This is a genomic window from Tabrizicola sp. TH137 (genome assembly GCF_002855575.1).
In the GTDB taxonomy this organism is placed as follows: Bacteria; Pseudomonadota; Alphaproteobacteria; order Rhodobacterales; family Rhodobacteraceae; genus Paragemmobacter.
This window is the reverse complement of record NZ_PKRQ01000003.1, coordinates 248,143-271,276: the sequence shown is the minus strand read 5'-3', so window position 1 is coordinate 271,276 and position 23,134 is coordinate 248,143. Positions and strand designations below refer to the sequence as shown.

General features: G+C 67.5%; 18 protein-coding genes and 1 pseudogene. 8 read left to right on the top strand and 11 right to left on the bottom strand.

What is annotated here, in order from left to right:
- The 5 genes from C0V75_RS11185 to C0V75_RS22965 form a co-directional block, all read right to left on the bottom strand.
- Nucleotides 1-1,332, bottom strand: coding sequence for a tetratricopeptide repeat protein (locus tag C0V75_RS11185; RefSeq protein ID WP_101921290.1), 1,332 nt, complete (start codon nt 1,330-1,332; stop codon nt 1-3).
- Between the two features lie 158 nt (nt 1,333-1,490).
- Nucleotides 1,491-3,104 (bottom strand): thiamine pyrophosphate-binding protein, encoded by a 1,614-nt coding sequence (locus C0V75_RS11180; protein WP_101921021.1) that lies wholly within the window; start codon nt 3,102-3,104, stop codon nt 1,491-1,493.
- Entirely contained in the window at nt 3,101-4,357 is a 1,257-nt protein-coding gene (locus C0V75_RS11175) for a CaiB/BaiF CoA-transferase family protein (protein WP_216821440.1), read from the bottom strand. The genes C0V75_RS11180 and C0V75_RS11175 overlap by 4 nt, the downstream gene beginning before the upstream one ends.
- A gap of 13 nt (nt 4,358-4,370) precedes the next feature.
- Nucleotides 4,371-4,892, bottom strand: coding sequence for a YHS domain-containing (seleno)protein (locus tag C0V75_RS11170; RefSeq protein WP_101921019.1), 522 nt, complete (start codon nt 4,890-4,892; stop codon nt 4,371-4,373).
- 248 nt (nt 4,893-5,140) lie between these two features.
- Nucleotides 5,141-5,776, bottom strand: coding sequence for an NrsF family protein (locus tag C0V75_RS22965; protein WP_158241829.1), 636 nt, complete (start codon nt 5,774-5,776; stop codon nt 5,141-5,143).
- Between the two features lie 637 nt (nt 5,777-6,413).
- On the opposite strand from C0V75_RS22965, the pseudogene acs reads away from it, so the two are divergent.
- The 8 genes and pseudogenes from acs to C0V75_RS11125 form a co-directional block, all read left to right on the top strand.
- A pseudogene (acs, locus tag C0V75_RS11160) lies at nt 6,414-8,444 on the top strand (acetate--CoA ligase); the annotation flags it as partial.
- The gene (locus C0V75_RS11155; RefSeq protein ID WP_101921016.1) at nt 8,441-9,121 is read left to right on the top strand and encodes an adenylate kinase; all 681 of its coding nucleotides are present in this window, start codon (nt 8,441-8,443) and stop codon (nt 9,119-9,121) included. The pseudogene acs and the gene C0V75_RS11155, both read left to right, overlap by 4 nt.
- A 73-nt stretch (nt 9,122-9,194) precedes the next feature.
- Nucleotides 9,195-9,452, top strand: coding sequence for a DUF4212 domain-containing protein (locus C0V75_RS11150; RefSeq protein WP_101921015.1), 258 nt, complete (start codon nt 9,195-9,197; stop codon nt 9,450-9,452).
- 12 nt (nt 9,453-9,464) lie between these two features.
- Nucleotides 9,465-11,420, top strand: coding sequence for a sodium:solute symporter family protein (locus C0V75_RS11145; protein WP_101921014.1), 1,956 nt, complete (start codon nt 9,465-9,467; stop codon nt 11,418-11,420).
- A gap of 77 nt (nt 11,421-11,497) precedes the next feature.
- Entirely contained in the window at nt 11,498-13,321 is a 1,824-nt protein-coding gene (locus C0V75_RS11140) for a DUF294 nucleotidyltransferase-like domain-containing protein (protein ID WP_101921013.1), read from the top strand.
- Nucleotides 13,322-13,332: 11 nt separating this feature from the next.
- A complete protein-coding gene (locus C0V75_RS11135) occupies nt 13,333-13,863 on the top strand; it encodes a hypothetical protein (RefSeq protein ID WP_101921012.1) in 531 nt (176 codons plus the stop codon).
- On the top strand, nt 13,856-14,251 hold the full coding sequence (locus C0V75_RS11130; RefSeq protein ID WP_101921011.1) for a response regulator transcription factor: 396 nt from the start codon (nt 13,856-13,858) through the stop codon (nt 14,249-14,251). The genes C0V75_RS11135 and C0V75_RS11130 overlap by 8 nt, the downstream gene beginning before the upstream one ends.
- Entirely contained in the window at nt 14,248-16,326 is a 2,079-nt protein-coding gene (locus tag C0V75_RS11125; RefSeq protein WP_101921010.1) for an exonuclease domain-containing protein, read from the top strand. The genes C0V75_RS11130 and C0V75_RS11125 overlap by 4 nt, the downstream gene beginning before the upstream one ends.
- A gap of 1 nt (nt 16,327) precedes the next feature.
- On the opposite strand, the gene C0V75_RS23965 is transcribed toward C0V75_RS11125, so the two are convergent.
- The 6 genes from C0V75_RS23965 to C0V75_RS11095 form a co-directional block, all read right to left on the bottom strand.
- Complete coding sequence (locus C0V75_RS23965) at nt 16,328-18,286, bottom strand: NAD(P)/FAD-dependent oxidoreductase (RefSeq protein WP_101921009.1); 1,959 nt, start codon at nt 18,284-18,286, stop codon at nt 16,328-16,330.
- Between the two features lie 136 nt (nt 18,287-18,422).
- A complete protein-coding gene (locus C0V75_RS11115) occupies nt 18,423-19,310 on the bottom strand; it encodes an SMP-30/gluconolactonase/LRE family protein (RefSeq protein ID WP_101921008.1) in 888 nt (295 codons plus the stop codon).
- Nucleotides 19,307-20,476 carry a mandelate racemase/muconate lactonizing enzyme family protein gene (locus C0V75_RS11110; protein ID WP_101921007.1) on the bottom strand — a complete coding sequence of 390 codons (1,170 nt, stop codon included), beginning with the start codon at nt 20,474-20,476 and terminating at the stop codon, nt 19,307-19,309. The genes C0V75_RS11115 and C0V75_RS11110 overlap by 4 nt, the downstream gene beginning before the upstream one ends.
- A gap of 28 nt (nt 20,477-20,504) precedes the next feature.
- On the bottom strand, nt 20,505-21,446 hold the full coding sequence (locus C0V75_RS11105; protein WP_101921006.1) for a hypothetical protein: 942 nt from the start codon (nt 21,444-21,446) through the stop codon (nt 20,505-20,507).
- Nucleotides 21,443-22,255, bottom strand: a complete 813-nt coding sequence (locus C0V75_RS11100) for a carbohydrate ABC transporter permease (RefSeq protein WP_101921005.1) — start codon at nt 22,253-22,255, stop codon at nt 21,443-21,445. Before C0V75_RS11100 ends, C0V75_RS11105 begins: the two co-directional genes overlap by 4 nt.
- Entirely contained in the window at nt 22,255-23,124 is an 870-nt protein-coding gene (locus tag C0V75_RS11095) for a carbohydrate ABC transporter permease (RefSeq protein ID WP_101921004.1), read from the bottom strand. Before C0V75_RS11095 ends, C0V75_RS11100 begins: the two co-directional genes overlap by 1 nt.
- Nucleotides 23,125-23,134: the final 10 nt, after the last annotated feature.

Genomic DNA, 23,134 nt, shown 5'->3' with positions numbered 1-23,134 from the left:
TCAGACGGCCTTCACGCGGATCGACTCGATCAGCGACAGGCGCGCGGCGGCATAGCCGTCGAGTGACCCGGCTCGCCGTGCCATGCGGTCCCGCAAAAGGCCCTCTGCCGCATCGGCATAGCCGCTGCGCAGGGCGGCTTCGATGGTGATGCGGTCAAAGACATCGCGCTGGGCATGGCTGCCGCCGATCTGCTGCAAATCGGCGCGTCCGGCCCGCAGATGCATCCAGGCCGAGGCATATTCCCCCGCCGCAAAGGCCTGAAGTCCCTGTGCGACATGCAGGCCGGGATGGGCGATGATGCGCTGCGCCTCATGGCCGGGCGCGCGCGTCGCCTGCATCCGGGCAATCAGTCCCGCCGCCGCCTGTTCCCGCTCTCCGCCGCAGAGCGCCAGCATGTAATGCAGGTCGGCAAAGGCCAGGCAGCCGTCACCGGCACGATGTTCGGACAGGTCGGCAAGTTCCTCCCAGCGGTTCCCGACATCGACACCGTCCAGCTCCAGCCGGGCAAGAAGGGACGCCGCATTCGAGATGTCGCGATAGTCATCGGTCTTTTCGGCGCGGATATCGGCATCATAAAGCGCCAGCGCCGTCTCGTATTGTCCCAGGTCCAGATGCATCAGGGCGCGGTGCCACCAGACATGGAAGCGGAAGTTGTTGCAATGCGCCCAGGCACTCTCGCGGCCGGTCAACCAGTCCAGACCGGCCCGCGCCCGGCCGGTGCTGTCATAGACATGGGCCACGGCATGCAGACCCCAGGCATCATCCGGGGCAAGCGCCACGCCCTCGCGGCCGATCCGCTCGGCCCGCGCGAAGTCGCCGGTTTCCTCCAGTGTGAAGGCATGGCAGCCAAGGATATAGCCGCGCGCCGGATGATCGTCCCAGGCCGGAAGAATGCCCTCGACCGAGGCCCGCATCGCCTCGGGCCTGCCCATGACGAAATGGATGGCCTGAACCATCTTCATCGCCAACGCATCGCGCGGGTTCAGGGACAGGACCACCTCCATCCGCGCGGCGGCGCGCGACGGGCGGCCCTGCAACCAGTCGCCCAGCGCATGGACGAAGGCGATTTCCCGCATCGTGGCCGGCGCCCCGGCAAGGGCGGCGGCATAGGCCTGCCGCGCGATCTCCACCATCTCGGCCCGTCCCAGCAGAAGACAGGAAATCCCCCGGATCGCCTGTCCCAGCGCGAAATCGGGACAGGCCGCCAGAACGCGGTTCAGATCGGGGCCGGTGCTCGCCGCATGCGACAGGATGCCCCTGATGACCCTGTTCCAGTCGCCGATCCATTCCGGCGAAAGCGAGGTGGGCGTTCCACTCAGGTCATCTGACAAGTGCATGGGCAAACCTTTCACGGCGGAGTGAAGGCCTGCATGGGGCGGAGACCGGCAACAGCAGGCGCGGATACACTGCGCTTCGCTGGGCTGCCCGGCTTTGTTACAGCCGGATCGGATTATGACAGCGGCCTCACGCCCTTGTCATGCAGCCGGGCCTAGAAGGCCCCGTCATAGGCCCGGCGCGGGATATGCGCGGCGATCAGGGTGAACCGGTCGCGCCCGAGGGCGGCAGCGGCCTCGCGGGCGAGGCTGGCCCTGTCGAAGACATCCGCGCCATGCCCGCCGAAGGCACGGGCGAGGGCCGCGAAATCGGTCCCCTTGCCCGGCCCGCCGAAATCAACGCCCAGATTCGGGCGCTGGCTGGCACGCTGCTTCATCTCGATCAGGGTCAGGCTGTGATCCACGAGGACGCAGATCAGGATGGGCAGGTTCTGGGCTGCAAGCGTGGCCAGTTCCCCAGCCCCCATCTCCAGCCCGGCATCGCCGACAAAAGCCAGAACCGGCGCCTCCGGTCGGCCCAGCTTGGCCCCCCCGGCAAGCGGCACCGCGCAGGCCATGGTGCAAAGGCCCGAGGATTGCAGGATCAGGCGCGGCGCCGGGCAATCCCACATCTGGCTGAGCAGGATGCGATGGGCGCCGGAATCGGCGGTGATCACGGTCGGGGCGGGCATCACCGCCCGCAGCGTTGCAAAGACGGCATGGGGACCCCAGTCCTCGCGGCCCGCGAAGGCCGATCTGAGCGCGTCACGCGCGGCCTGCGGCTGCCCCTCCGCCCATCGCGGCGGCGCGTCATGGCGCAGCGCGGCAAGGGTCTGGGCGATCCCGCCGATCAGCGGGATGTCGGCCCGGTGCATGCCATGGTCGCGGCGGCAGGGGGCAAGGTCGATCACCCTCTGCTTCGGGCCGAAGGCATTGCGCCAGCCGATCCGCATCTCGATGGGATCATAGCCGCAGAGCAGCACCGTATCGGCCTCTGCGACCAGCGGCAGCAGGATGCGGTCGGCCCGCGGCGACAGGCCCGCCCCGCCGAGGCAGAGAGGATCGGCCTCATCCATCAGGCCCTTGCCCTTGTAGGTGGTGATGAGGGGGATGCCGTGGCTGCGGCAGAAGGCGGCGATGGCCGGTCCGGCCCCTTCGTTCACCGCATCCACCCCGGCAAGGGCAAGCGGCCGCGCCGCGCCCCTCAGCGCGGCCAGCGCCTCCTCCAGCGCCCCCTGCGGTGGCAGGCCGGGGGCAGCGGTCCAGGGCGGCGGGGCAGGGGCTTCATCCGCCGCGCCTTCCGCGACGGTGATCGGCACATCGACATGAACCGGCCCGGGCTGGCCCGAAACGGCAAGGGCAATCGCCTTGGCCATGCCCGCCCCGATGGCGCCCGGCGCAAGGCGGAAGCTGCCCTTCACAACCGGGCGCAGCATCGCCTGATGGTCAAAGACCTGATGCGTATAGGTTTCCGCCTCGGCCGCATCCACGCAGCCCGTCAGGAAGATCAGCGGCACGCGATCCTGCATCGCATTGGCCACCACATTGACCGCATTCGCCACGCCGGGGCCAAGCGTGGCCACCAGCACGGGCAGGCTGCCCGTCATGTGCCACAGCCCCTCGGCCATGAAGCCGCCGCCATTCTCGTGCTTGACCAGCACGAAGGTCAGTCCTGCGGCATCCAGCCCCTGCATCAGGGCCAGCACCTCGCCGCCGGGAATGCCGAAGGCATGGGTGGCACCCGCCTTGGCAAGGGCCTGCCCGATGATATCCGCGCCGGTCGTCGTCATGCGTCCATCTCTCCGTCAATCACGCCCGCCGCCGCAAGGGCGGAAAGCTCCGCCCGCGTCAGCCCCAGATGGCGCGCCAGAACCGCGCCGGTATCCGCCCCGAGCGCAGGCGGCGGCTTTGCATAGGTGACAGGGGTTTCCGACATCTTCAACGGATTGCCGATCACCCTGACCGCCGCGCCATCGGACAGGGTCATCGGAACGGTCATCCCGCGCGCCGCAACCTGCGGACTGGCGAAGACCTGCGCAAGATCGTTGATCGGGCCTGCCGGGATGTTCTGCGCCGCGCAGAGCGCCAGCCAGTCCTCCGCCGTCCGGCCCGCCGTCAGGGCGGCGATCAGCGGGATCAGCACTTCGCGGTTGCGCACCCGCGCGGCATTGGTGGCAAAGCGCGGATCGGTCGCAAGACCGGGCGCCCCGGCCAGCGCCGCGAAGCGGGCGAACTGGCCGTCATTGCCGACGGCAAGGATGAAGCTGCCATCGCTCGCTGGAAAGCTGCCATAGGGCACGATGGTCGGGTGGTCATTGCCGCGCCTCGGCGGGACCTTGCCATCCACCAGATAGCCGACCCCCTGATTGACCAGCATCGCCACCTGCGCATCCATCAGCGCAAGGTCGATATGCTGGCCCCGCCCGGTTTCCCCACGCGCCGCAAGCGCGGCAAGGATGCCGACGGCGGCATACATGCCGCAGATCAGGTCCGCGATGCCGACCCCCGCCTTCAGCGGCGGGCCATCTGCCAGGCCCGTCAGGCTCATCAACCCGCCTTCGCCCTGCACCAGAAAGTCATATCCCGCCCGCCCCGCATTCGGCCCGGTCTGGCCGAAACCCGATATGGAACAATAGATCAGGCGCGGATTGGCCTCCCGCAGCCGCGCCGCGTCCAGCCCGTAGCGCGCCAGATCGCCGGGCTTGAAATTCTCGACCAGAACATCCGCCCGCGCGGCCAGCGCCTGCACCAGCGCCTGCCCCCGCGGATCGGCGATATCGACGGCAACCGAATGCTTGCCCCGGTTGGCCGACAGGAAATAGGCGCTGGCGCCGGTTTCGGCCCCGCTGTCATCGGTGACGAAAGGCGGCCCCCAGCCGCGCGTATCATCGCCCGTGCCGGGGCGTTCGATCTTGATCACCTCCGCCCCCAGATCGGCCAGAAGCTGGGTCGCCGAAGGACCGGCAAGGATGCGCGACAGGTCAAGCACGCGCAGCCCGCCAAGGGCCTGCACGGGACCCGGTCCGGGCGCGGCGCCGCTCATCGCTCCGCTCCGGTCATTCGGCCACCGGCGCGGCCGAGATGAAGTCCGGTATCCGGTCGGTCGCGGCGGCATCGGCCTCGATCCCCGGCCAGTTCGCCCCGGATTTCGCCAGATTGCCGGGAATGTCCTCTTCCCAGTCTCCGACGACAGCCTCGGTGATGTTCAGGTAAAGCCGGTCATCGACGATCCGCCACAGGGTCGGGTTGCCGGGAACCTTGCGCCCCTTGGCAACCCCATAGGCGCAATGCCCGTCATATTGCGGGAGGAAGGCCTCCGGACTGGCCAGGAAGGCGTCACGATGTTCCGTCGTGGCAAAGGCGAAGGTCGCGCCGTTGAAGCTTGCCGTGATCGCCGCATTGCCGGGCAGGGGCGATGGCTGCGGCTGGCCGATCGCGGCCTGCGGCAGATCGAAATAGGACACGACATCATAGCCCGAGACGGCAAAGCCCGTCGCGTCGATATACTGCTCGCCGGCGAAGGCGGTCCCGCCCGGCGCGGCGACGAGGGCAAGCGCAAGGGCGCTGATCTTGAACATGGAAAACTCCTGTTGTTTCCGCCCGTCCCTTCGCGGTCCGGGCGGGAGGCATTACACATGTGTCACTCCCGTCGCAGCGACGTGATCCCGGCGGCAGGCCCCCTCTCCCCGGCGCGCGCGGACCGGACAGCGCCTCACACGGCGCCCGGCGCGGGGCATCGGCAGGCCCTCCCATCTTCGGCAGTTCGCCCGGCGGAGCGGTGGCGTTACAGGGCAATCCGCCCCATGACGCGGCCCAAACCCCCGCGCTACCAGCGCAGGAACCGCGCCCCGATCATCGTGGCCAGCATCGTGACCCCGCCCATCGCGAGGCCGTACCAGGTCACATAGAAAAGCGGGCTGTCCTCGCTGCAATGCATCGCATAGGCCGTGGCCGCAAGGCCGCTTCCCCCAAGCCCCGCCGCAAAGCCCGCAAGGGCAGGCGAGGTGGTGGCCCCCCGATGCAGGGCCATCAGGATCGCCGCCACCGGCAGGACGGACAGCAGCGGGATCATCACCAGACAGGTGGCCATCGTCTTGCCCACCAGCGCCATCTGCCGCCCCTCGGCCGGTGTGCTGACATAGGCCCAGATCAGAAGCGCCAGCGCCGCCGCCATCGGTAGTGTCACCAGCCAAGGCCGCGCCAGACTGCGCCCCTCCGGCCGGGCCAGCACCAGCGCCAGCCGCAGGCCCAGCCCCCCGAGGGCGGCTGTCAGCACAAAGCGCAGGACCGATATCGGATCGGCCAGCGACCGGAGAAGATCGGCCCGCAGCCCGAGAAGGGCCCAGACCGCCAGCACCGCCAGGGCCAGCGCCGTGGCCAGCGCAGGCCAGAGGGCCGCCCAAGGGGCCGCCTCCGTCCGGCTGTCGGCGGCCAGTGCCGCGACAAGGTGTTCGGTCTTCATGTCAGATGCCTTTCCCTGAGCGCGGCCAGTGCTCCGCAGGCCCCTTTCCGGGCCATGCCAACCGCGCCTTCCGTCCTGTTGCAGGCCCGCCCGGCCCTTGCCGCGCTTGCCCCTCGTTCCGTCTCCTTTGCCGTGGCCCAGCAGCCGCGCGATCCGCCGCTGCAAGGGTCCGGCGCCGTCTGTCACCCGCCTCCGCAATGGCTGCCGATGCGCTCCGATCCTCCGTCGGCGACAGGGTCCATGCCTGCCACTTCGCGGCTGCGGCCATTCCGTTACAGGAAAGCCATCCGACGCGCCGCAGGCCGTGGCCGGAAGAGGACGGTCATCGGGCGAGTCGGTCGGGGGCCATCGCCCGCGCGGCAGGAGGGCAGGGGGGGGGCGGCTTGGCAGGGGGCCCCACCGGCCAAGCCGTCCTGCGGGGCTGCGACAAAACGTGCCCGCAACCCTGCGCGCGCCACCCTTCCCCGCGCCGCCCGCGCTGCGGATTCTGCAAGTTCCGGCGCGGCTTACCGGCGGCATTGAAAATAAAATAACAAATCAATCCGGATTTCGTAAATGAATTTACTAAATTACTGATGGACATCAATAACTTGTTGTGGATTAACTGGGATCAAATCTGATCGCGGGGGCGTGATCGTCAGCTTCGGCACGGGCTGATAGGACGGCCACACTCGACGCGCGACAGACTGGTGGAGGAACACAGATGGCAGATTCCGTGCAGCAGACGGGGGTCTATTCGGCCCCCGCAGAGTTCATTGCAAAGGCCCATGTGGATGCAGCGGCCTATGACCGCATGTACGCGGCCTCGGTCGCCGACCCGGCCGCCTTCTGGGGCGAACAGGGCAAGCGGATCGACTGGATCAGCGATTACTCGGTCGTCAAGAATACCAGCTTCGACTACGGCAATGTGTCCATCAAATGGTTCGAGGATGGCACCCTCAACGTCTCGGCGAACTGCATCGACCGTCACATGATGCAGCGGGCGAACCAGACCGCCATCATCTGGGAACCCGATGATCCCAAGACGCCCGCCCGCCACATCACCTATGCCCAGCTTCTGGAACAGACCTGCCGCATGGCGAATGTGCTGAAGAAGCACGGGGTAAGGAAGGGCGATCGCGTCGTCCTCTACCTTCCGATGATCCCCGAAGCGGCCTATGCCATGCTGGCCTGCGCGCGCATCGGCGCGATCCATTCGGTCGTCTTCGGCGGCTTTTCGCCCGACGCCCTCGCCAACCGCATCAACGATTCCGAGGCGAAGGTCGTCATCACCGCCGATTTCGCCCCGCGCGGCGGCAAGAAGACCCCGCTCAAGGGCAATACCGACCAGGCGCTGCTGCATTGCTCGGACCGGGTGAAATGCCTGGTGGTCAAGCATACCGGCGACCAGACCCACTGGACCGAAGGCCGCGACATCGACCTGACCGCCGAGATGGCCGAGGCCGCGCCCTATTGTGCCTATACCGAGGTTGGCGCCGAAGACCCGCTCTTCATCCTCTACACCTCCGGCTCCACGGGCAAGCCGAAGGGGGTGGTGCATACCTCCGGCGGCTATCTCGTCTATGCCGCGATGACCCATCAGATGACCTTCGACTATCATGATGGCGACATCTTCTGGTGCACCGCCGATGTGGGCTGGGTCACCGGGCACAGCTACATCGTCTATGGCCCGCTGGCCAATGGCGCGACCACGATCATGTTCGAAGGCGTGCCGACCTATCCGGATGCCGGCCGCTTCTGGGAGGTCTGCGCCAAGCACAAGGTGACGCAGTTCTACACCGCGCCGACGGCGATCCGCTCGCTCATGGGTCTGGGTGCGGAATGGGTGGAAAAGCACGACCTGTCCTCGCTGCGCCTGCTGGGATCGGTGGGGGAACCCATCAACCCCGAGGCCTGGAACTGGTACAACACCCATGTCGGCAAGGGCCGCTGCCCCATCGTCGATACCTTCTGGCAGACCGAAACCGGCGGCCATCTCATCACCCCGCTGCCGGGCGCCATCCCGCAGAAGCCGGGCTCGGCCACCAAGCCCTTCTTCGGGGTCAAGCCCATCGTTCTGGACCCCGCCTCGGCCAAGGTTCAGGAAGAGACGGAAACCGACGGCGTCCTCTGCATCGCCGATAGCTGGCCGGGGCAGATGCGCACCCTCTGGGGCGACCATGCCCGCTTCGAAGAGGCCTATTTCAGCCAGTATCGCGGCTATTACTTCACCGGCGACGGCTGCCGCCGCGATGCCGATGGCTATTACTGGATCACCGGCCGCGTCGATGACGTGATCAACGTCTCGGGCCACCGCATGGGCACGGCCGAGGTGGAAAGCGCCCTTGTCGCCCATCCCAAGGTGGCCGAGGCGGCGGTCGTGGGCTATCCGCATGACATCAAGGGCCAGGGCATCTATGCCTATGTCACCCTGATGAAGGGCGAGGAACCCACCGACGCCCTCCGCAAGGAGCTGGAGGCCTGGGTCCGCACCGAGATCGGCCCCATCGCCAAGCCCGACCTCATCCAATGGGCGCCTGGCCTGCCGAAAACCCGCTCGGGCAAGATCATGCGCCGCATCCTGCGCAAGATCGCCGAGAACGATTTCGGGTCGCTGGGCGACACCTCCACGCTGGCCGATCCGTCCGTCGTCGATGAACTGATCGAAAACCGGATGAACCGGGCATGACCGAGGTCCTTGCCCAACCTGCCGTCCTGATCCTGCTCGGCCCTCCGGGTGCCGGGAAGGGCACACAGGCGCGGATGCTGGAAGAGGATTTCGGCCTCGTCCAGCTTTCGACCGGCGACCTGCTGCGCGCGGCGGTGGCGGCGGGGACGGAGGCGGGGCGTCAGGCCAAGGCCGTGATGGAGGCGGGGCAACTCGTCTCTGACGACATCGTCCTCGCCATCCTCAAGGACCGCATGGCGGCGCCGGATGTTGCGCAGGGCGTGATCCTCGACGGCTTTCCGCGCACGGCGGGGCAGGCGGCGGCGCTGGATGCGCTGCTGGCGGCCAACGGGCAACGGGTGACAGCCGCGATCAGCCTCGATGTCGATGACGAGGCGATGGTCGGCCGCGTGGCAGGCCGTTTCACCTGCGCGACCTGCGGCGAAGGCTATCATGACGAATTCAAGCAGCCCGCCGTGGCGGGCACTTGCGACAAATGCGGCGGCACGGCGTTCAAGCGCCGGGCCGACGACACCGCCGAAACGGTGCGGGAAAGGCTGAAGGCCTATCACGCCCAGACGGCACCGCTGATCGCCTATTACGATGGCAAGGGCGTGCTGCAACGGATCGACGCGATGGGGCCCATCCCCGCGATCCGCAGCGCGCTTGCCGCCATCGTGAGCCGCGTCTCGGCGTGACTTGAAGGGAGGCCGCTTCCCCCGGAACAGGGGGGCGCGGGTGGAGACAAAGAAACCTCAGGGAGTAGCACTCATGGCGGACAAGACATCGTCCAACGCCTATTGGGCAGCGAATATCCGGGTCATCACCATCTCGATGGTGATCTGGTTCGTCTGCTCTTTCGGCTTGGGCATCATCCTGCGTCCGGCGCTTTCCGGCATCTCGATCGGCGGCGCCGATCTTGGCTTCTGGTTCGCGCAAAACGGTTCGATCTACGTCTTTCTCGTGCTGATCTTCGCCTATGCGGCGAAGATGAACAAGCTCGACAAAGAACACGGCGTTCAGGAATAAGGGCGGCGAGAGATGGATCAGTTTACCCTCAATCTCATCGTCGTCGGCGCGTCCTTCGCGCTTTATTTCGGGATCGCCTTCTGGGCGCGCGCCGGATCGACGTCGGAATTCTATGCCGCCAGCCAGGGCGTTCCCCCGGTCATGAACGGCATGGCCACGGCGGCCGACTGGATGTCGGCGGCATCGTTCATCTCGATGGCGGGTCTCATCGCCTTCGGGGGCTACAACAACTCGGTCTTCCTGATGGGCTGGACCGGCGGCTATGTGCTGCTGGCGCTGCTGCTTGCGCCCTATCTGCGCAAGTTCGGCAAGTTCACCGTGCCGGAATTCGTGGGTGATCGCTTCTACTCCACCTCTGCACGGATGGTGGCGGTGATCTGCCTTCTGGTGATCTCGATCACCTACGTGATCGGGCAGATGGTGGGCGTCGGCGTGACCTTCGCGCGCTTCCTCGAAGTGTCCACCACGACGGGCCTTCTGATCGGCTCGGCAGTCGTGTTCGCCTATGCGGTGTTCGGCGGCATGAAGGGCATCACCTATACGCAGGTGGCGCAATATGTCGTGCTGATCATCGCCTATACGATCCCGGCGCTGTTCATCTCGCTGCAACTGACCGGAAACTTCCTGCCCCAGCTCGGCCTGATCGGCGGCTATGCCCCGAGCAGCACGCCGGATGACTTCTTCCTGCACAAGCTGGACCAGGTCGTGACGGAACTGGGCTTCGCCGCCTACACCGCCGACACGCCGAACATGTTCAACATGTTCCTCGTGACGATGTCGCTGATGATCGGGACCGCGGGCCTTCCGCACGTGATCATCCGCTTCTTCACCGTGCCGAAGGTTTCGGACGCGCGGTCTTCGGCAGGCTGGGCGCTGGTCTTCATCGCGCTGCTCTACACCGTCGCTCCGGCGGTGGGGTCGATGGCGCGTCTGAACATCACCACGACCTTCTGGCCGGGTGCAATCGAGGGCAGCGCCTTCGACAAGCCCGCGCTTTCGGTCGAGGAGATCAACACCAACCCGGAACTGTCCTGGATCCTGAACTGGCAGAAAACCGGTCTTCTGGTGTTCGAAGACAAGAACGGCGACGGCCTGATCCAGTACTTCAACGAAAAGCCGGCACTCGCGGCGGCCAACAAGGCTCTGGCCGATGCGAACAAGGCCCTGGCCGAGGCTCCGGCCGATGCCGACAAGGCCGCGCTCGAAGCCAAGGTGACCGAGGCGAAGGCGGCTCTCGACGCGGCGCTGGCCGATCCGGCCAACGGCCTGAACGGCAAGTCGCTGGCCGAACAGGGCCTCGTCGGGAACGAACTGACCACGGTGAACAACGACATCATGGTTCTCGCCAACCCGGAAATCGCCAAGCTGCCGGGCTGGGTCATCGCACTGGTCGCCGCAGGCGCCCTGGCGGCGGCTCTGTCCACCGCGGCGGGCCTGCTCTTGGCCATCTCCTCGGCCATCAGCCACGACCTGATCAAGGGCGCGCTCAAGCCCGATATCAGCGAGAAGGGCGAACTGCTCTGGGCGCGTATCTCGATGGCCTTCGCCATCGTGCTGGCGACCTGGCTCGGCCTCGACCCGCCCGGCTTTGCCGCGCAGGTGGTTGCTCTGGCCTTCGGTCTGGCGGCTGCGACCATCTTCCCGGTGCTGATGATGGGGATCTTCTCCACCCGCGTCACCAAGGAAGGCGCCATCGCAGGCATGCTGGTCGGTCTGATCACGACCTCGGTCTACATCTTCCTCTACCTGGGCTGGTTCTTCGTCCCGGGTACGAACATGTTCCCGAACACGCCGGATGCCCACTTCCTCGGCATCTCGCCTGCGGCCTTCGGCCCGATCGGCGCGCTGCTGAACTTCGCGGTGGCCTATATCGTGTCCGGCATGACCAAGGCTCCGCCGCAGGACGTGCAGGACCTGATCCAGTCGATCCGCGTGCCGAAAGGCGCCGGTGCGGCCCAGGCCCACTGACAAGAAACGGAAGCCCCGGCCCCTCTGGCCGGGGCTTCCCCCTTTTTCGTTGACGAGGATGGAACCGGAGACTTGCGATGGATGACGGGCTCGCGACCATCATCGCCTTTCTCGAAACGGTGCATCCCTATGATGGCCTGCCGCAGGACGAACTGGCGCGTGTCGCCGGTTCCTTCAGCCGCAGGGAATTCGCCGCCGGCGAAGAGGTCTATCACGCGGGCGAACCGCTCAAGGGCCTCTATCTCGTAAAGCGCGGCGCGGTCGAGGTGCTGGAACCCTCGGGCAACATCGTCTCGCTTCTTGGGCCGCGCAACAGCTTTGGCGAGCGTGGGCTGATGCGCAACGGGCTGGCCGTGACCACCGCGCGCACGACGCAACCCTCCGTCCTTCTGATGCTGCCGGTGGCCGAATTCCGCCGCCTCATCGCCGATCACGCCGCCTTCGAACGCTTCTTCCAGCGGGGCCGCGGCGCCGAACACCGCGAAGCCGACCTCACCTCGCAGAAGGTGGAACGGCTGATGGCCTCGGACCCGATCACCGTGCCCGCCGAAACCACGATCCGCGCCGCCGCCGAACGGATGCGCGACCGCGCCGTCTCCAGCCTCGGCGTGACCGAGGATGGTCGCTTTGCCGGCCTCGTCACGACGGGCGACATGACGGCAAAGGTGCTGGCCGAGGGCCTGTCCCCCGACCGCCCGGTGACCGAGGTGATGACCCGCGATCCCGTCAGCCTGCCGCCCTCGGCGCTGGGCTCCGACGTGCTGCACATCATGCTGGAACGTCGCATCGGCCATCTGCCGGTGGTCGAGAACGGCACGCTCGTCGGCATGGTCACCCAGACCGACCTGACCCGCTTCCAGGCCGTCTCCTCGGCCCAGTTCGTGCGCGATGCCGCCACCGCCGACGGGGTGGAGGATCTGGTCCGCGTCACCGCCCGCATCCCGCGCCTCCTCTTGCAACTGGTCGGCGCACATAATGCGCATGAGGTGGTCACCCGGCTGATCACCGACATCGCCGATACCGTCACCCGGCGCCTGCTCTGGCTGGCGGAACAGAGGCTTGGCCCGCCGCCCGTGCCCTATCTCTGGCTGGCCTGCGGGTCGCAGGGGCGGCAGGAACAGACCGGCCTTTCCGATCAGGACAATTGCCTGATCCTGTCCGATGCCGTGACCGGGGCCGACATGCCCTGGTTCGCCGCGCTGGCGAAATTCGTCTCGGACGGGCTGGATGCCTGCGGCTATGTCTATTGCCCCGGCGACATGATGGCCACCAATCCGCGCTGGTGCCAACCGCTCCGCGTCTGGCGCGACTATTTCGCCTCCTGGGTCGCCACCCCCGATCCCATGGCCCAGATGCTCGCCTCCGTGATGTTCGACCTGCGCCCCATCGGCGGCGATCCCTCCCTCTTCCGCGCCCTTCAGGAAGACACGCTCGACATGGCGGCGCGGAACTCCATCTTCGTGGCCCACATGATTGCCAATTCGCTCAAGCATGCGCCGCCGCTCGGCCTGCTGCGCGGCTTCGCCACCATCCGTTCGGGCGAACACAAGCACCAGATCGACCTGAAACATAACGGCGTGGTCCCGGTCACCGATCTGGGCCGCGTCTATGCGCTGATCGGGCGGCTGCCCGCCGTCAACACCCGCGCCCGGCTGGAAGCGGCGGCCGATGCCGGCATCATCTCGCCCTCGGGCGCCCGCGACCTGCTGGATGCCTATGACCTGATCGCCCGGACGCGCCTTGAACATCAGGCCCGCCAGGTGCGGGCCGGGCACCGGCCCGACAACTTCCTTCCCCCGTCCGACCTGTCGGATTTCGAACGATCCCACCTGCGCGACGCCTTCGTCGTCGTCAGGACCATGCAATCCGCCGTGGGCCAGTCCCGCGGCGCCAGAAGCTGAGGCAAGCCGGAATGGCCCTTGAACTGATCGCCGCCTTCATCGCCGCCATCGCCTGCGCCGGCATCGCAATGCTGCTGCGCAGACTGTCGCGCGGGCGGCTGCCGAAATGGCTGGTCCCGGCGGCGGCGGGCGCGGGGATGATCGGCTTTGCGGTCGTCATGGAATACGGATGGTATGGCCGCCAGGCCGGGGCGCTGCCCGAAGGGGTTGTCGTGGTCTGGGAGGATCAGCGGCCACAGGCGCTGCGGCCCTGGACGATGGTCTTTCCGATGACCAGCCGCTTTCTGGCCATGGATACGCGGTCGCTGGCGGCGCATCCGGGAAACCCCGACCTTATCCTTGCGGAAGTCTATGGATTTGCGCGCTGGCAGGGCATCGAACAGGCGCTGCTGGTGGTGGATTGCGCGGCCGACCGCTCGGTCCGGCTGACAGCCGAGACGAAGATCGACGACTCCGGCATCCTGACCGGAGGGGAATGGGCACCCCTGGCCGAAGGCGATGCCTCGGCGCAGGTCGCCTGCGGGAGGGCAAGCGATGGTTGAACGCAGCAGACCACCTTTCGTCCTGATCGTGGAGGACGAGGACAACATCGCCGTCGCGCTGGAATATGTGGTCAAGCGCGAAGGCTACGGCCATGCCCGCATCGCCGACGGGGCCGAGGTGATGCCCTTCATCCGCAGCCGCCACCCCGAGGTGGTGCTGCTCGACATCATGCTCCCCTCGGTCTCGGGCTACGAGATCTGCCAGGAGATCCGCCTCGATCCCTCGCTCTCCGACGTGAAGGTCGTGATGATGACGGCGCGCGGCTCCGCGCTGGAAAAGCGCAAGGCCATGGCGCTGGGCGCGGATGGCTTCGTGTCGAAACCCTTCGACCTCGGCACCCTGCGGGGTGAAATCAAGCGCATCGTCACCCCGGAGGACGGGATGTGATCCACCGCCTCGGCCTGCGCCTGCGCGTCCTGCTCTTCTTCGCGGCCCTCGCGGGCGGGGCGCTGGTGGCGATCGGTCTGGGCCTCTGGGTCGCGCTGTCGCGCTTTCCCGCGCTGCACCAGGAAATGACGGCCCTGATCCAGATCGGGCTGGTCGCGGGCTTCCTCACCACCGGCCTCATCGCCTGGGTCTGGTTCCTCTTCGATACCAACGTCGCCCGCCCCATCGACCTTCTGGCCGGCGCCCTGCGCGCCCGCGCCCATTCCGATGTCGAACGCCCGCTGGAGACAGAGGTCGCGCGCTATCTCGGCGATCTTGCCCCCGCCGCCTCCGCCGCCGCCGCCAGCCTCGCCGAAACCCGCAGCGCCCTGGCCGAGGCGATCGGCCGCGAAACCGCCCGCCTCACGCAGGAAAAGGCCCGGCTGGAACGGCTTCTCTCCGACGTGCCGGTCGGCGTCATCATCTGCGCGGGCGACCATCAGCTTGTCTTCTACAACTCGCAGGCCGCCGAATTCCTCGGCGCAGGCAGCCTTGATGTCGCCGATCAGCCGGGGCTGGCGCGCAGCGTCTTCGGCTATCTGCGCGAAGGCCCGCTTCAGGATGCCTGGCACCGTCTCACCGAAACCGGCCAGCCCGATGCCGCCTCCGATCTGCTCTGCACCGCGATCCGCGGCAATGTCCTGCTGGCCGGGCGGATGCGGCTTCTAGATGGCGGGGCAGGGGGCTATGTCCTCACCCTCCGCGATGTGACGCAGGATTACGCCGTCTCCGCCCGCCGCGAAGCTTTCATCGCCGAGGCGCTGGAACGCATCTCCCGCGCCGTGGCCGGCATCGCCAGCCTGCGCGCCGCCGCCAGCGAAACCGGCGATGCTTCGCTGGCGCTGGCCCTGGAACGCGAGGTGGACGGTCTCGTCGCCACCATGCGCGAGATCGGCACCACCAATCAGGATCGCCGCCCCGAAACCCTTCCCTTCACCCTGCTGCGCGGCGAGGATCTGCTCGACGGCATCAAGGCACGGGCCGAAAGCCCTGAACTGGCGATCACGGTCGCGCCGTCCAACCTGCTCGTGGGCTGCAATGCCTATGAGATGGTCGCCCTTGTCGCACGGCTCTGCGACGGGGTCGCCGCCGCGCTGAATCCCGGCCACCTCACCCTCCGTCTGGACGAGGAATTCGGCGGCGCCTCGCTGCGCCTGTGCTGGCAAGGGCCGCCCCTTACCGTCACCGCGCTGGAACGCCTGCTCGACCAGCCCCTTGATCCGTCCCTCCCCGAGGCGACGGGGCGCGCCGTCATCGCCGAACATGCCACCGACATCTGGCCCGAAACCCTGCCCGACGGGACCGGGTCGCTCTGCCTGCCCATCCTTCAGGCCCGCCGCGCCGTGCGCCGCCCCGAACCCGTCATCCGGCGCGTCACCTATGATTTCGACCTGCTCGCCCAGGAAAAGCGCGGCCATGTCCTGAAAAGCGGCCTCGACAGCCTGACCTATGTGGTCTTCGACACCGAAACGACCGGCCTGCTGCCCCATCAGGGCGACGAGATCGTCCAGATCGCCGCCGTCCGCATCGTGAACGGCCGCCGCCTGGAAGGCGAGGTCTTCAACACCCTCGTCAATCCCGGCCGCCCGATCCCGCCCGCCTCATCCGATGTGCATGGCATTTCCGATGCCATGGTGGCCGATGCCCCCCCGGTGACCGAGGCCTTGGCCCGTTTCCACCGCTTTGCCGAAGGCGCAGTGCTGGTGGCCCATAACGCCCCCTTCGACATGGCCTTCCTGCGCCGTGCCGAACCCGCGCTGGGCAAGCGTTTCGACATGCCGATCCTCGACACTGTCCTGCTTTCCGCCGTGGTCTTCAGCCAGCACGCCGAACATTCGCTCGACGCGCTGACCCAGCGCCTCGGCATCACCATCTCGGAAGAGGCCCGCCATACCGCCCTGGGCGATGCCGTGGCCACAGCGGATGCCTTTCTCAAGATGCTCACCATGCTGCGCGGCCGCGACATCCGCACCTTCGAAGAGGTGCTGGTCGAAGTGCGCAAGCATGGCCGCCTGCTGAAGGACCTGAACGCCTGACCTACAGCCCCAGCTTCTCCAGCGGCGGGCCCGGAAAGCGTGCGAAATCCGGCGCGCCCTCCGGCGTTCCCAGCAGGTCGCGCACCGCCCGCACGGCCTGATCCATCGCCGAATGGGCATAGGCATAGGCCCCCGAATCCGCATTCGCGATGGCCACCCGCCCCCAGGGCTTGCGCGCCGTCTCGATCGGCAGCGGGCCGTCGGGCCAGAAGGCATCCCAGGGCCGCATGTATTCATAGGCATAGCCATGGCTCCACCGGTTGCAGGTGATCGCCTCGATATCCGTCGCCGGGTCGAAACCCGTTCCCGCCAGCGCCTTCGTCAGCAACTCCCGGATCGACCGTTCCATCTCTTCGAAGCTCAGGCTCATCATCGCCCGCTTGCCCGCCAGCGCCTGCTCGCGCGAAGGCAATCCCGGCTGGACCATCACCTTGGACAGATGCAGGATCACCGGGTCCTCCGGGCTGTCGGCAAAGCGGTAATCGCCCATCGAGACCGGGAAATCTATCTCGAACCCGCTCCAGAAATTGCCCTTCGCCCGCGCGCCGTCGATCTTCAGCGCATCCAGCGCCTTCCAGTTCTTCAGCAGCACGTTGGTATAGATCAGCGGCACCTTCTGCTGATCGTTCAGCGCGGTGATCTGCGCCTCTGGCAATTCGTCGGTCAGATAGGGGATGACCCTGTGCCAGCAGGCCAGCACCACATGCCCCGCCTTGACCGAAGCCAGCCCTTCCGCCCCGGCATAGGTGACCGTTACCGTCTCGGCCGAGGCCGGGTCGCCATCATGCGCGACCTTCACCACCGTTGCATTCAGCCGCAGCCGCACCGGGTTCTCCGCCCGGTCCAACTGGCCGTAATCCACCATCGCGGTGACCTGATCCTCCATCGTCGATCCCGGCAACGCCGCAGGGATCAAGGCCCGCACCAGATGCCGCGCGATCCCGGCATTGCCGTCGGGGAAGTGGTAGATATAGGGGTCCGGGTCGGTGAATCCCAACCGCCCCGAAGGGCTGTGGAACTTCGACACGCTCTCGCCCAGATCCATCCCGTCGAAACCGGGGTTCCAGTTGCCGCGCGCATCCAGCGCCGTGGTCGCGTCGATCCCGACCCCGAAATAGCCGGTGGTAGAGGTCTGGAAGTAATCCACCAGTTGCGGATCGGCCTTCACGTAATCCAGCAGGAATTCCTTGTAGGTGATCTGCGACAGCTTCTCCAGCCGCTGTTCGGGGGTCATGCCGGGCAGATAGTCGCCCGGCGCGTCGATCAGTGCGATCAGATCGGCCTTGGCCTTGTCGTTCAGCGGGGTCTGGGCGACCCAATCCTTCGTTTCGCCCGACTGCACCACCAGCTTGTCCACGCCCCAGACCGCCGCATCGAAGAAGACCGCGCCGTTCAATCCCCGCGTCTCGGCCCAGGCCTGATCGTAATAGGTCTCGAACTTGGCAGGCTCGATCCCGATGTCGGCCAGCATCGCATTCACCGCCGGGCTGAAATAGCTCGGCGTCTGCATCGACTGCGACCCGCCATAGCCGATCAGCCGCCGCCCGTTCGAGGCGGTGAATTCGTTGCGCTTGGCATGGCCGCCGAAATCCTCCAGCGGATCAATCAGCAGCACCGTCGCCCCCGGCTTCTGCTGCTGATAGGCAAAGGCCGCCGCCAGCCCCGAGATGCCCGCGCCGACCACAACCAGATCATAGCTTTCGCCCGTCTCGGCCACGGCCGGACCGGCCTCCCAGAAACCGCCATCGCGGATCGCATGCATCACGTTCTGCGCCGCATCCGTCTGGCCGCGCAGCCCCGTTCCGGCGGGCGGATAGGCCGCCGCCTGCGCCGCCGCCGGACGCGCGCCCCAGCCGCCGATTGCGGCCGCCCCGATGGCCAGCGCCACCCCGTCCAGAAAATCCCGCCGGGTGATCCCGCGATCCATCCCCAGCCGCTTGTCCTCGTCGCTCCAGCCCATCGCCTTTTGCCCCCGTGCCGATTGCGCCGGGTCGGCGGACCCGGCGCTTCATCCTTCGATCCTGCGCCGGGAATCGCCCGCTCGTATAGCCTGTTCCCGCCCTGTCGAGGTCGCGTCCCGGACGCGCCGCCCGCGCTCAGCCCGCCCAATCCGGCGACAGCGCCGGTTCCTCCAGCCCCGGCACGTCAGAGGCAAAGCCCAGCAGGTCGCCATTCCAGGGCAAGGTCTCCTCCGCCGCCTGACCGGGAAAGAGGATGGCCGTCGTCACCACCGCCTGCCGCATCCCCGCCCCGCCAAAGGCCAGCGCGGTGACATTGCGCGCAGGCATCGCCAGATCGGGCAGGGCGCGGCCATCCGGCGTCCAGCGGCTGATCCGCGCGCCGTCCCAATGGCCCACAGAGAGCGTCCCGTCACGATCCACCGTCATCCCGTCGGGATAGCCCGCCTCTGCCGCGACCTCGGCAAAGACCGCCTGCGCCTCCACCCGTCCCGACCCGTCCAGCGCAAAGCGCAGCAGCCGCCGCCCGAAGGTGTCGGCGAAATAGGCCGTCCGCCCGTCCGGGCTGAAGGCCGGCCCGTTCGACACGGTGAAACCGGCGGCCACCTCCGTCACGCGTCCCCCCGCGATCCGCCACAACCGCCCGATGGGCGCCGCCTCCCCCGCATCCGAAGACCCGATCCACAGCGCCCCCTGCCGGTCCACCTTGCCATCGTTGAAGATCGTCCCCTCCGGCAGGTCGATGGGGCAGGGCAGGGGGCTCACCCTCCCATCCGCCAGGGTCAGCCGATGGAACCCCCGCACCGACACAAGCAGCACCGCCTCCGCCGTCCAGCGCGCCAGACAGGCCAGATCCTCGGCGAATCCCTCGGCGATCACGGCATCCGTCCCTGTCGCCGGATCAAAGCGATGCACCCGCCGCCCCTGAAGGTCGAGCCAGAGCCAAACCCCCCGCTCCGGCAGCCAGAGCGGGGATTCCCCCACCCGCGCGCCCACAGCGGCCAGCCGCTCCACCCCGCCGCTCATGGCTTGGCCGAGGCGAAGAGCACCCGCCCCCCCACCTTGATCTCCACCTCCACCGCATAGCGGATCAGCGCCTCGGGGTTCACCTCCACCCCCAGCCCCGGCCCCTCGGGCAACCGGATCAACCCATCCGCCCCCGGTTCGATCCGCGTCAGTGTCAGGTCGCGCGCCAGGGGTTGCAGGCCGGTCGGGTATTCGCAGATGCGGTGATGTTCCAGCCCGACATAGGGTTGCAACGAGGCCGAGAGCGCAAGGTTCGAGGTGAAGGTGTGGTTGACATAGGTCACCCCCGCCGCCGCCGCCCGTTCCGCCACCCGCCGCGCCGGGGCAAGGCCCCCGATGCGCCCTGTGTCGATCTGCACGAAACCCGCCCGGCCGAAGTCGATCAGATGTTCCGCCATATCCGCGTTATGCGCGGCCTCGCCCCCCGCCAGCGGCACCCTGGACCGCGCCGCCAGCGCCGCATAGGCCCCCAGCGCCGACCCGCCGAAAGGTTCTTCCAGCCAGGCCGCCCGCGCCGCCTCCAGCGCCGGCAGGCGCAGGGCGGCGGCCTCCACATCCTCGCCAAAGATCTGGCCCGCGTCGATCAGCAGGATGCCATCCTCGCCCAGCCCCGCCCGTGCCGCCTCCAGATGCCGGATATCCTCGGCCAGATCGGCCCCGAAGGGCGACCAGCCGAATTTCGCCGCCGTGAACCCCGCCGCCCGGATCGCCTGCGCCCGCGCCCCCGTCTCTTCCGGTGTCGTCCCGAACAGGACCGAGGCATAGGGCAGTTTCGGATGCGCCTTCTCCTGCCCCAGCAGTTTCCAGGCCGGTTCCCCCCGCGCCTTGCCCAGCAGGTCCCACAGCGCGATCTCCACGCCAGACCAGGTATGCGAGGCTTGCAGAAGGTCCATGGAGTTATAGGCCACATCGGCGGCCATGGCCGCGATATCGGCAGGCCCGTTCAAGTCCCGCCCCAGGACCGACGCCCCCACCGGGCGGCAGGCCCCATGCGACATCGGCGCGACCCAGGCGGCGATGGAAGGCAGCGGCGCCGCCTCGCATTCCCCCCATCCGACATGCCCCCCCGCCGCGACACGCACCACAAGCGCATCCTGGCTGCCATCGGCGGCGGTCGTCACCTCCGGCATGGAAAGATAGAAGAAATCCACGGCTTCGATACGCATGATGGGTCAGTCCTTGTTGTCAGGCATCTCAGGGGTCAGGCATCTCAAGGGTCAGGCTCAGCCGCGCATGGCGCGTTTCGCCCGCGGCAAGCGTGATGACATGGCCCCCCGCCGCACGGGCAAGGGCAAGGCCGGTGGCGGGCCATGTGCTGCACGGCTCCAGCCCGATCATCCGCGCCTGCCCGTTCCAGGGCGCGTCCGGGGTTCCCCCCGTCTCCACCCAGAACCAGGCCAACGGCCAGGGATCGGCACTCCAGTCCAGCCGCACCGCCAGCGACCCATCCGCCCGCGCCAGCCGCGCCCAAGGCGCTTCCGCGAAATCCGTCAGGCAAGCCAGCAGCGCCACGCCGTCGGGCGGGGCCGAAAGGTCCACCACCCCCGCCTTGCCCGGCAGATGCGGCCAGTTCCCCGCCCCGCCGGGGATCAGCGGATTGGCCGCCGGATCATAGGCCGCGCAGGCCCGCAGGCCCCGCGCCCCGGTCTCCACCCGCACCGCCCCGGCCAGCAGATCGCCCCCCAGCGTCACATGCTGGCCCCAGACCACGCGGCAGGGCGCGTCGGCCTCCACCACCTCATGCAGCAGCATCGTCGCCCCGGCCAGGGCAAACCGCCGCTCCATCCGCACCGGCACGGCGGCAAAGCGGCGGCGCAGCACCAGCGCCTCGCCCGCCCAGCCCATCTCCCAAGGCGTGACCGACCCTTCGCCATGGAACCCGTGCCGCACCTCCCCATCCCGGCAAGCATCCCCCGCATTGGGAAACAGCACCGGCCAGCCCCCGGCCCAGCGTGACAGCCACTCCGCCTCATCCGCCGCGCCCCCCGGCAATGACCCGCCCTGCGCCTGCCAGGGCGGCCGCGCCAGCACCTCCGCGCCTGAAGGCAGGTGCCGCAGGCTTGTCACCGTCCCCCCCATCCCCGGCGTGACAACGGCCGACAGGGTTCCGTTCTGCAACACCACGGTCGCGGTCATTTCACCGCCCCCGCCATCAGCCCCCGCACGAAATGCCGCTGGAAGGTGAGGTACAGGATCAGCATCGGCGCCGCCGCCACCGCCATCCCCGCCATCGTCAGCGGGATCTGGTTGTTATAACGCCCCTGAAAGACCGCGATCCCTGCCATCACCGTCTTCTTCGCATCGTCCTGCAAGAAGATCACCGCCATCAGCAGGTCGTTCCACACGAAGAGCGCATTGACGATCACCAGCGTCAGCAAGGGCGCCAGCGACAGGGGCAGCACCACCCGCATCAGGATCTGCAGATGCGTGGCCCCGTCCATCACCGCCGCGTCGATCAATTCCTGCGGCAGCGACCGGAAGAAGGTGACCAGAAGATAGACGGAAAAGGGCGTGATCAGCCCGGCATAGATAAGGATCGCCCCGCCATAGGTGCTGATCAGCCCCAGCCTCGTGTAAAGAACGAACAGCGGCACGATCAGAACCACCGGCGGCACCGCCATCAGCGCGGTCGAAACGGTCAGGATCGCATCCCGCCCGCGAAACTCCATCCGCGCGATGGCATAGGCGGCAAGGCAGGCCACCACCAGCGACAGCCCGACCGACCCCGCCACAAGGATCAGGCTGTTCGCCATCCAAAGAAAGATCGGCGTGTCGAACAGGATCTGGCGGAAATGGTCAAAGACAAAGGCATCGGGCCAGCCCGTCTTGTCGGCCTGATACTCCTCCTGCGCCTTCAGCGCCGTCACCAGCATGAAAACCGTGGGGATCAGCGCGATGGCCGAGGCAATCGACAAAGCCAGATGGGGCAGGGGGCGCAGCCGCATCACGCCTCCTCCCGCCGCCGGACCCGGAACAGCGCCCAGATCAGCAGGAGCGACACCGCAAACAGCAGCACGCTCACCGCCGCCGCGATGCCGGGCAGGCTGGTGCGGATCAGCGCGTTGAAGATATATAGCTCGATCACCATCGTCGCGGTGCCGGGCCCGCCCCGCCCGCCGCCGATCACATAGACATAGGCAAAGACCGCCGACAGCATCGTGATCGCGCTGATCACCACGAAGAACTCGATCACCCCGCGCATCTGCGGGATCAGCACATGCCAGGCCCGCTGCCGCCAGCTTGCCCCGTCCAGCCGCGCCGCCTCGATCAGGCTTTCATCCAGCGCCATCAGGCGCGACAGGAACAGGATCACCCCCAGCGCCGTCTCGCGCCAGACGATCAACCCCATCACCGTCCACAGCGCCACATCCGCCGACCCGATCCAGTCCAGCACCATGAAATCCAGCGACAGCGCCGTCAGCACGGCATTCACCGGGCCGGAAAACTGGAACATCTCCTTCATCACCACGGCGATGATCGGGATGGCCAGGATATAGGGCAGGAACAGGATCGTCCGATGAATGCGCCATCCGGGTAGCCGTTCATACAAAAGCAGCGCCAGCACCAGCGCAACCATCACCATGACCGGAATGGTCAGAAACAACTTCAGGTTATGAATCACGCTTTCCCAGAACAGCGGCTGACCCAGCACCAGTTCGTAATTCCGCAGCCCGATCCACGGCCCGTCGATGCCCCGCACCTGCTTGAAGCTGAACTCCACCAGCCGGATCAGCGAGAGGCCAAAGACGAAGGCCAGAAGGCAGATCAGCGGCAGGACGAAAAGATAGGGGACAAGCGGGCTGTTGCGGCGCATCCTTGGCCTT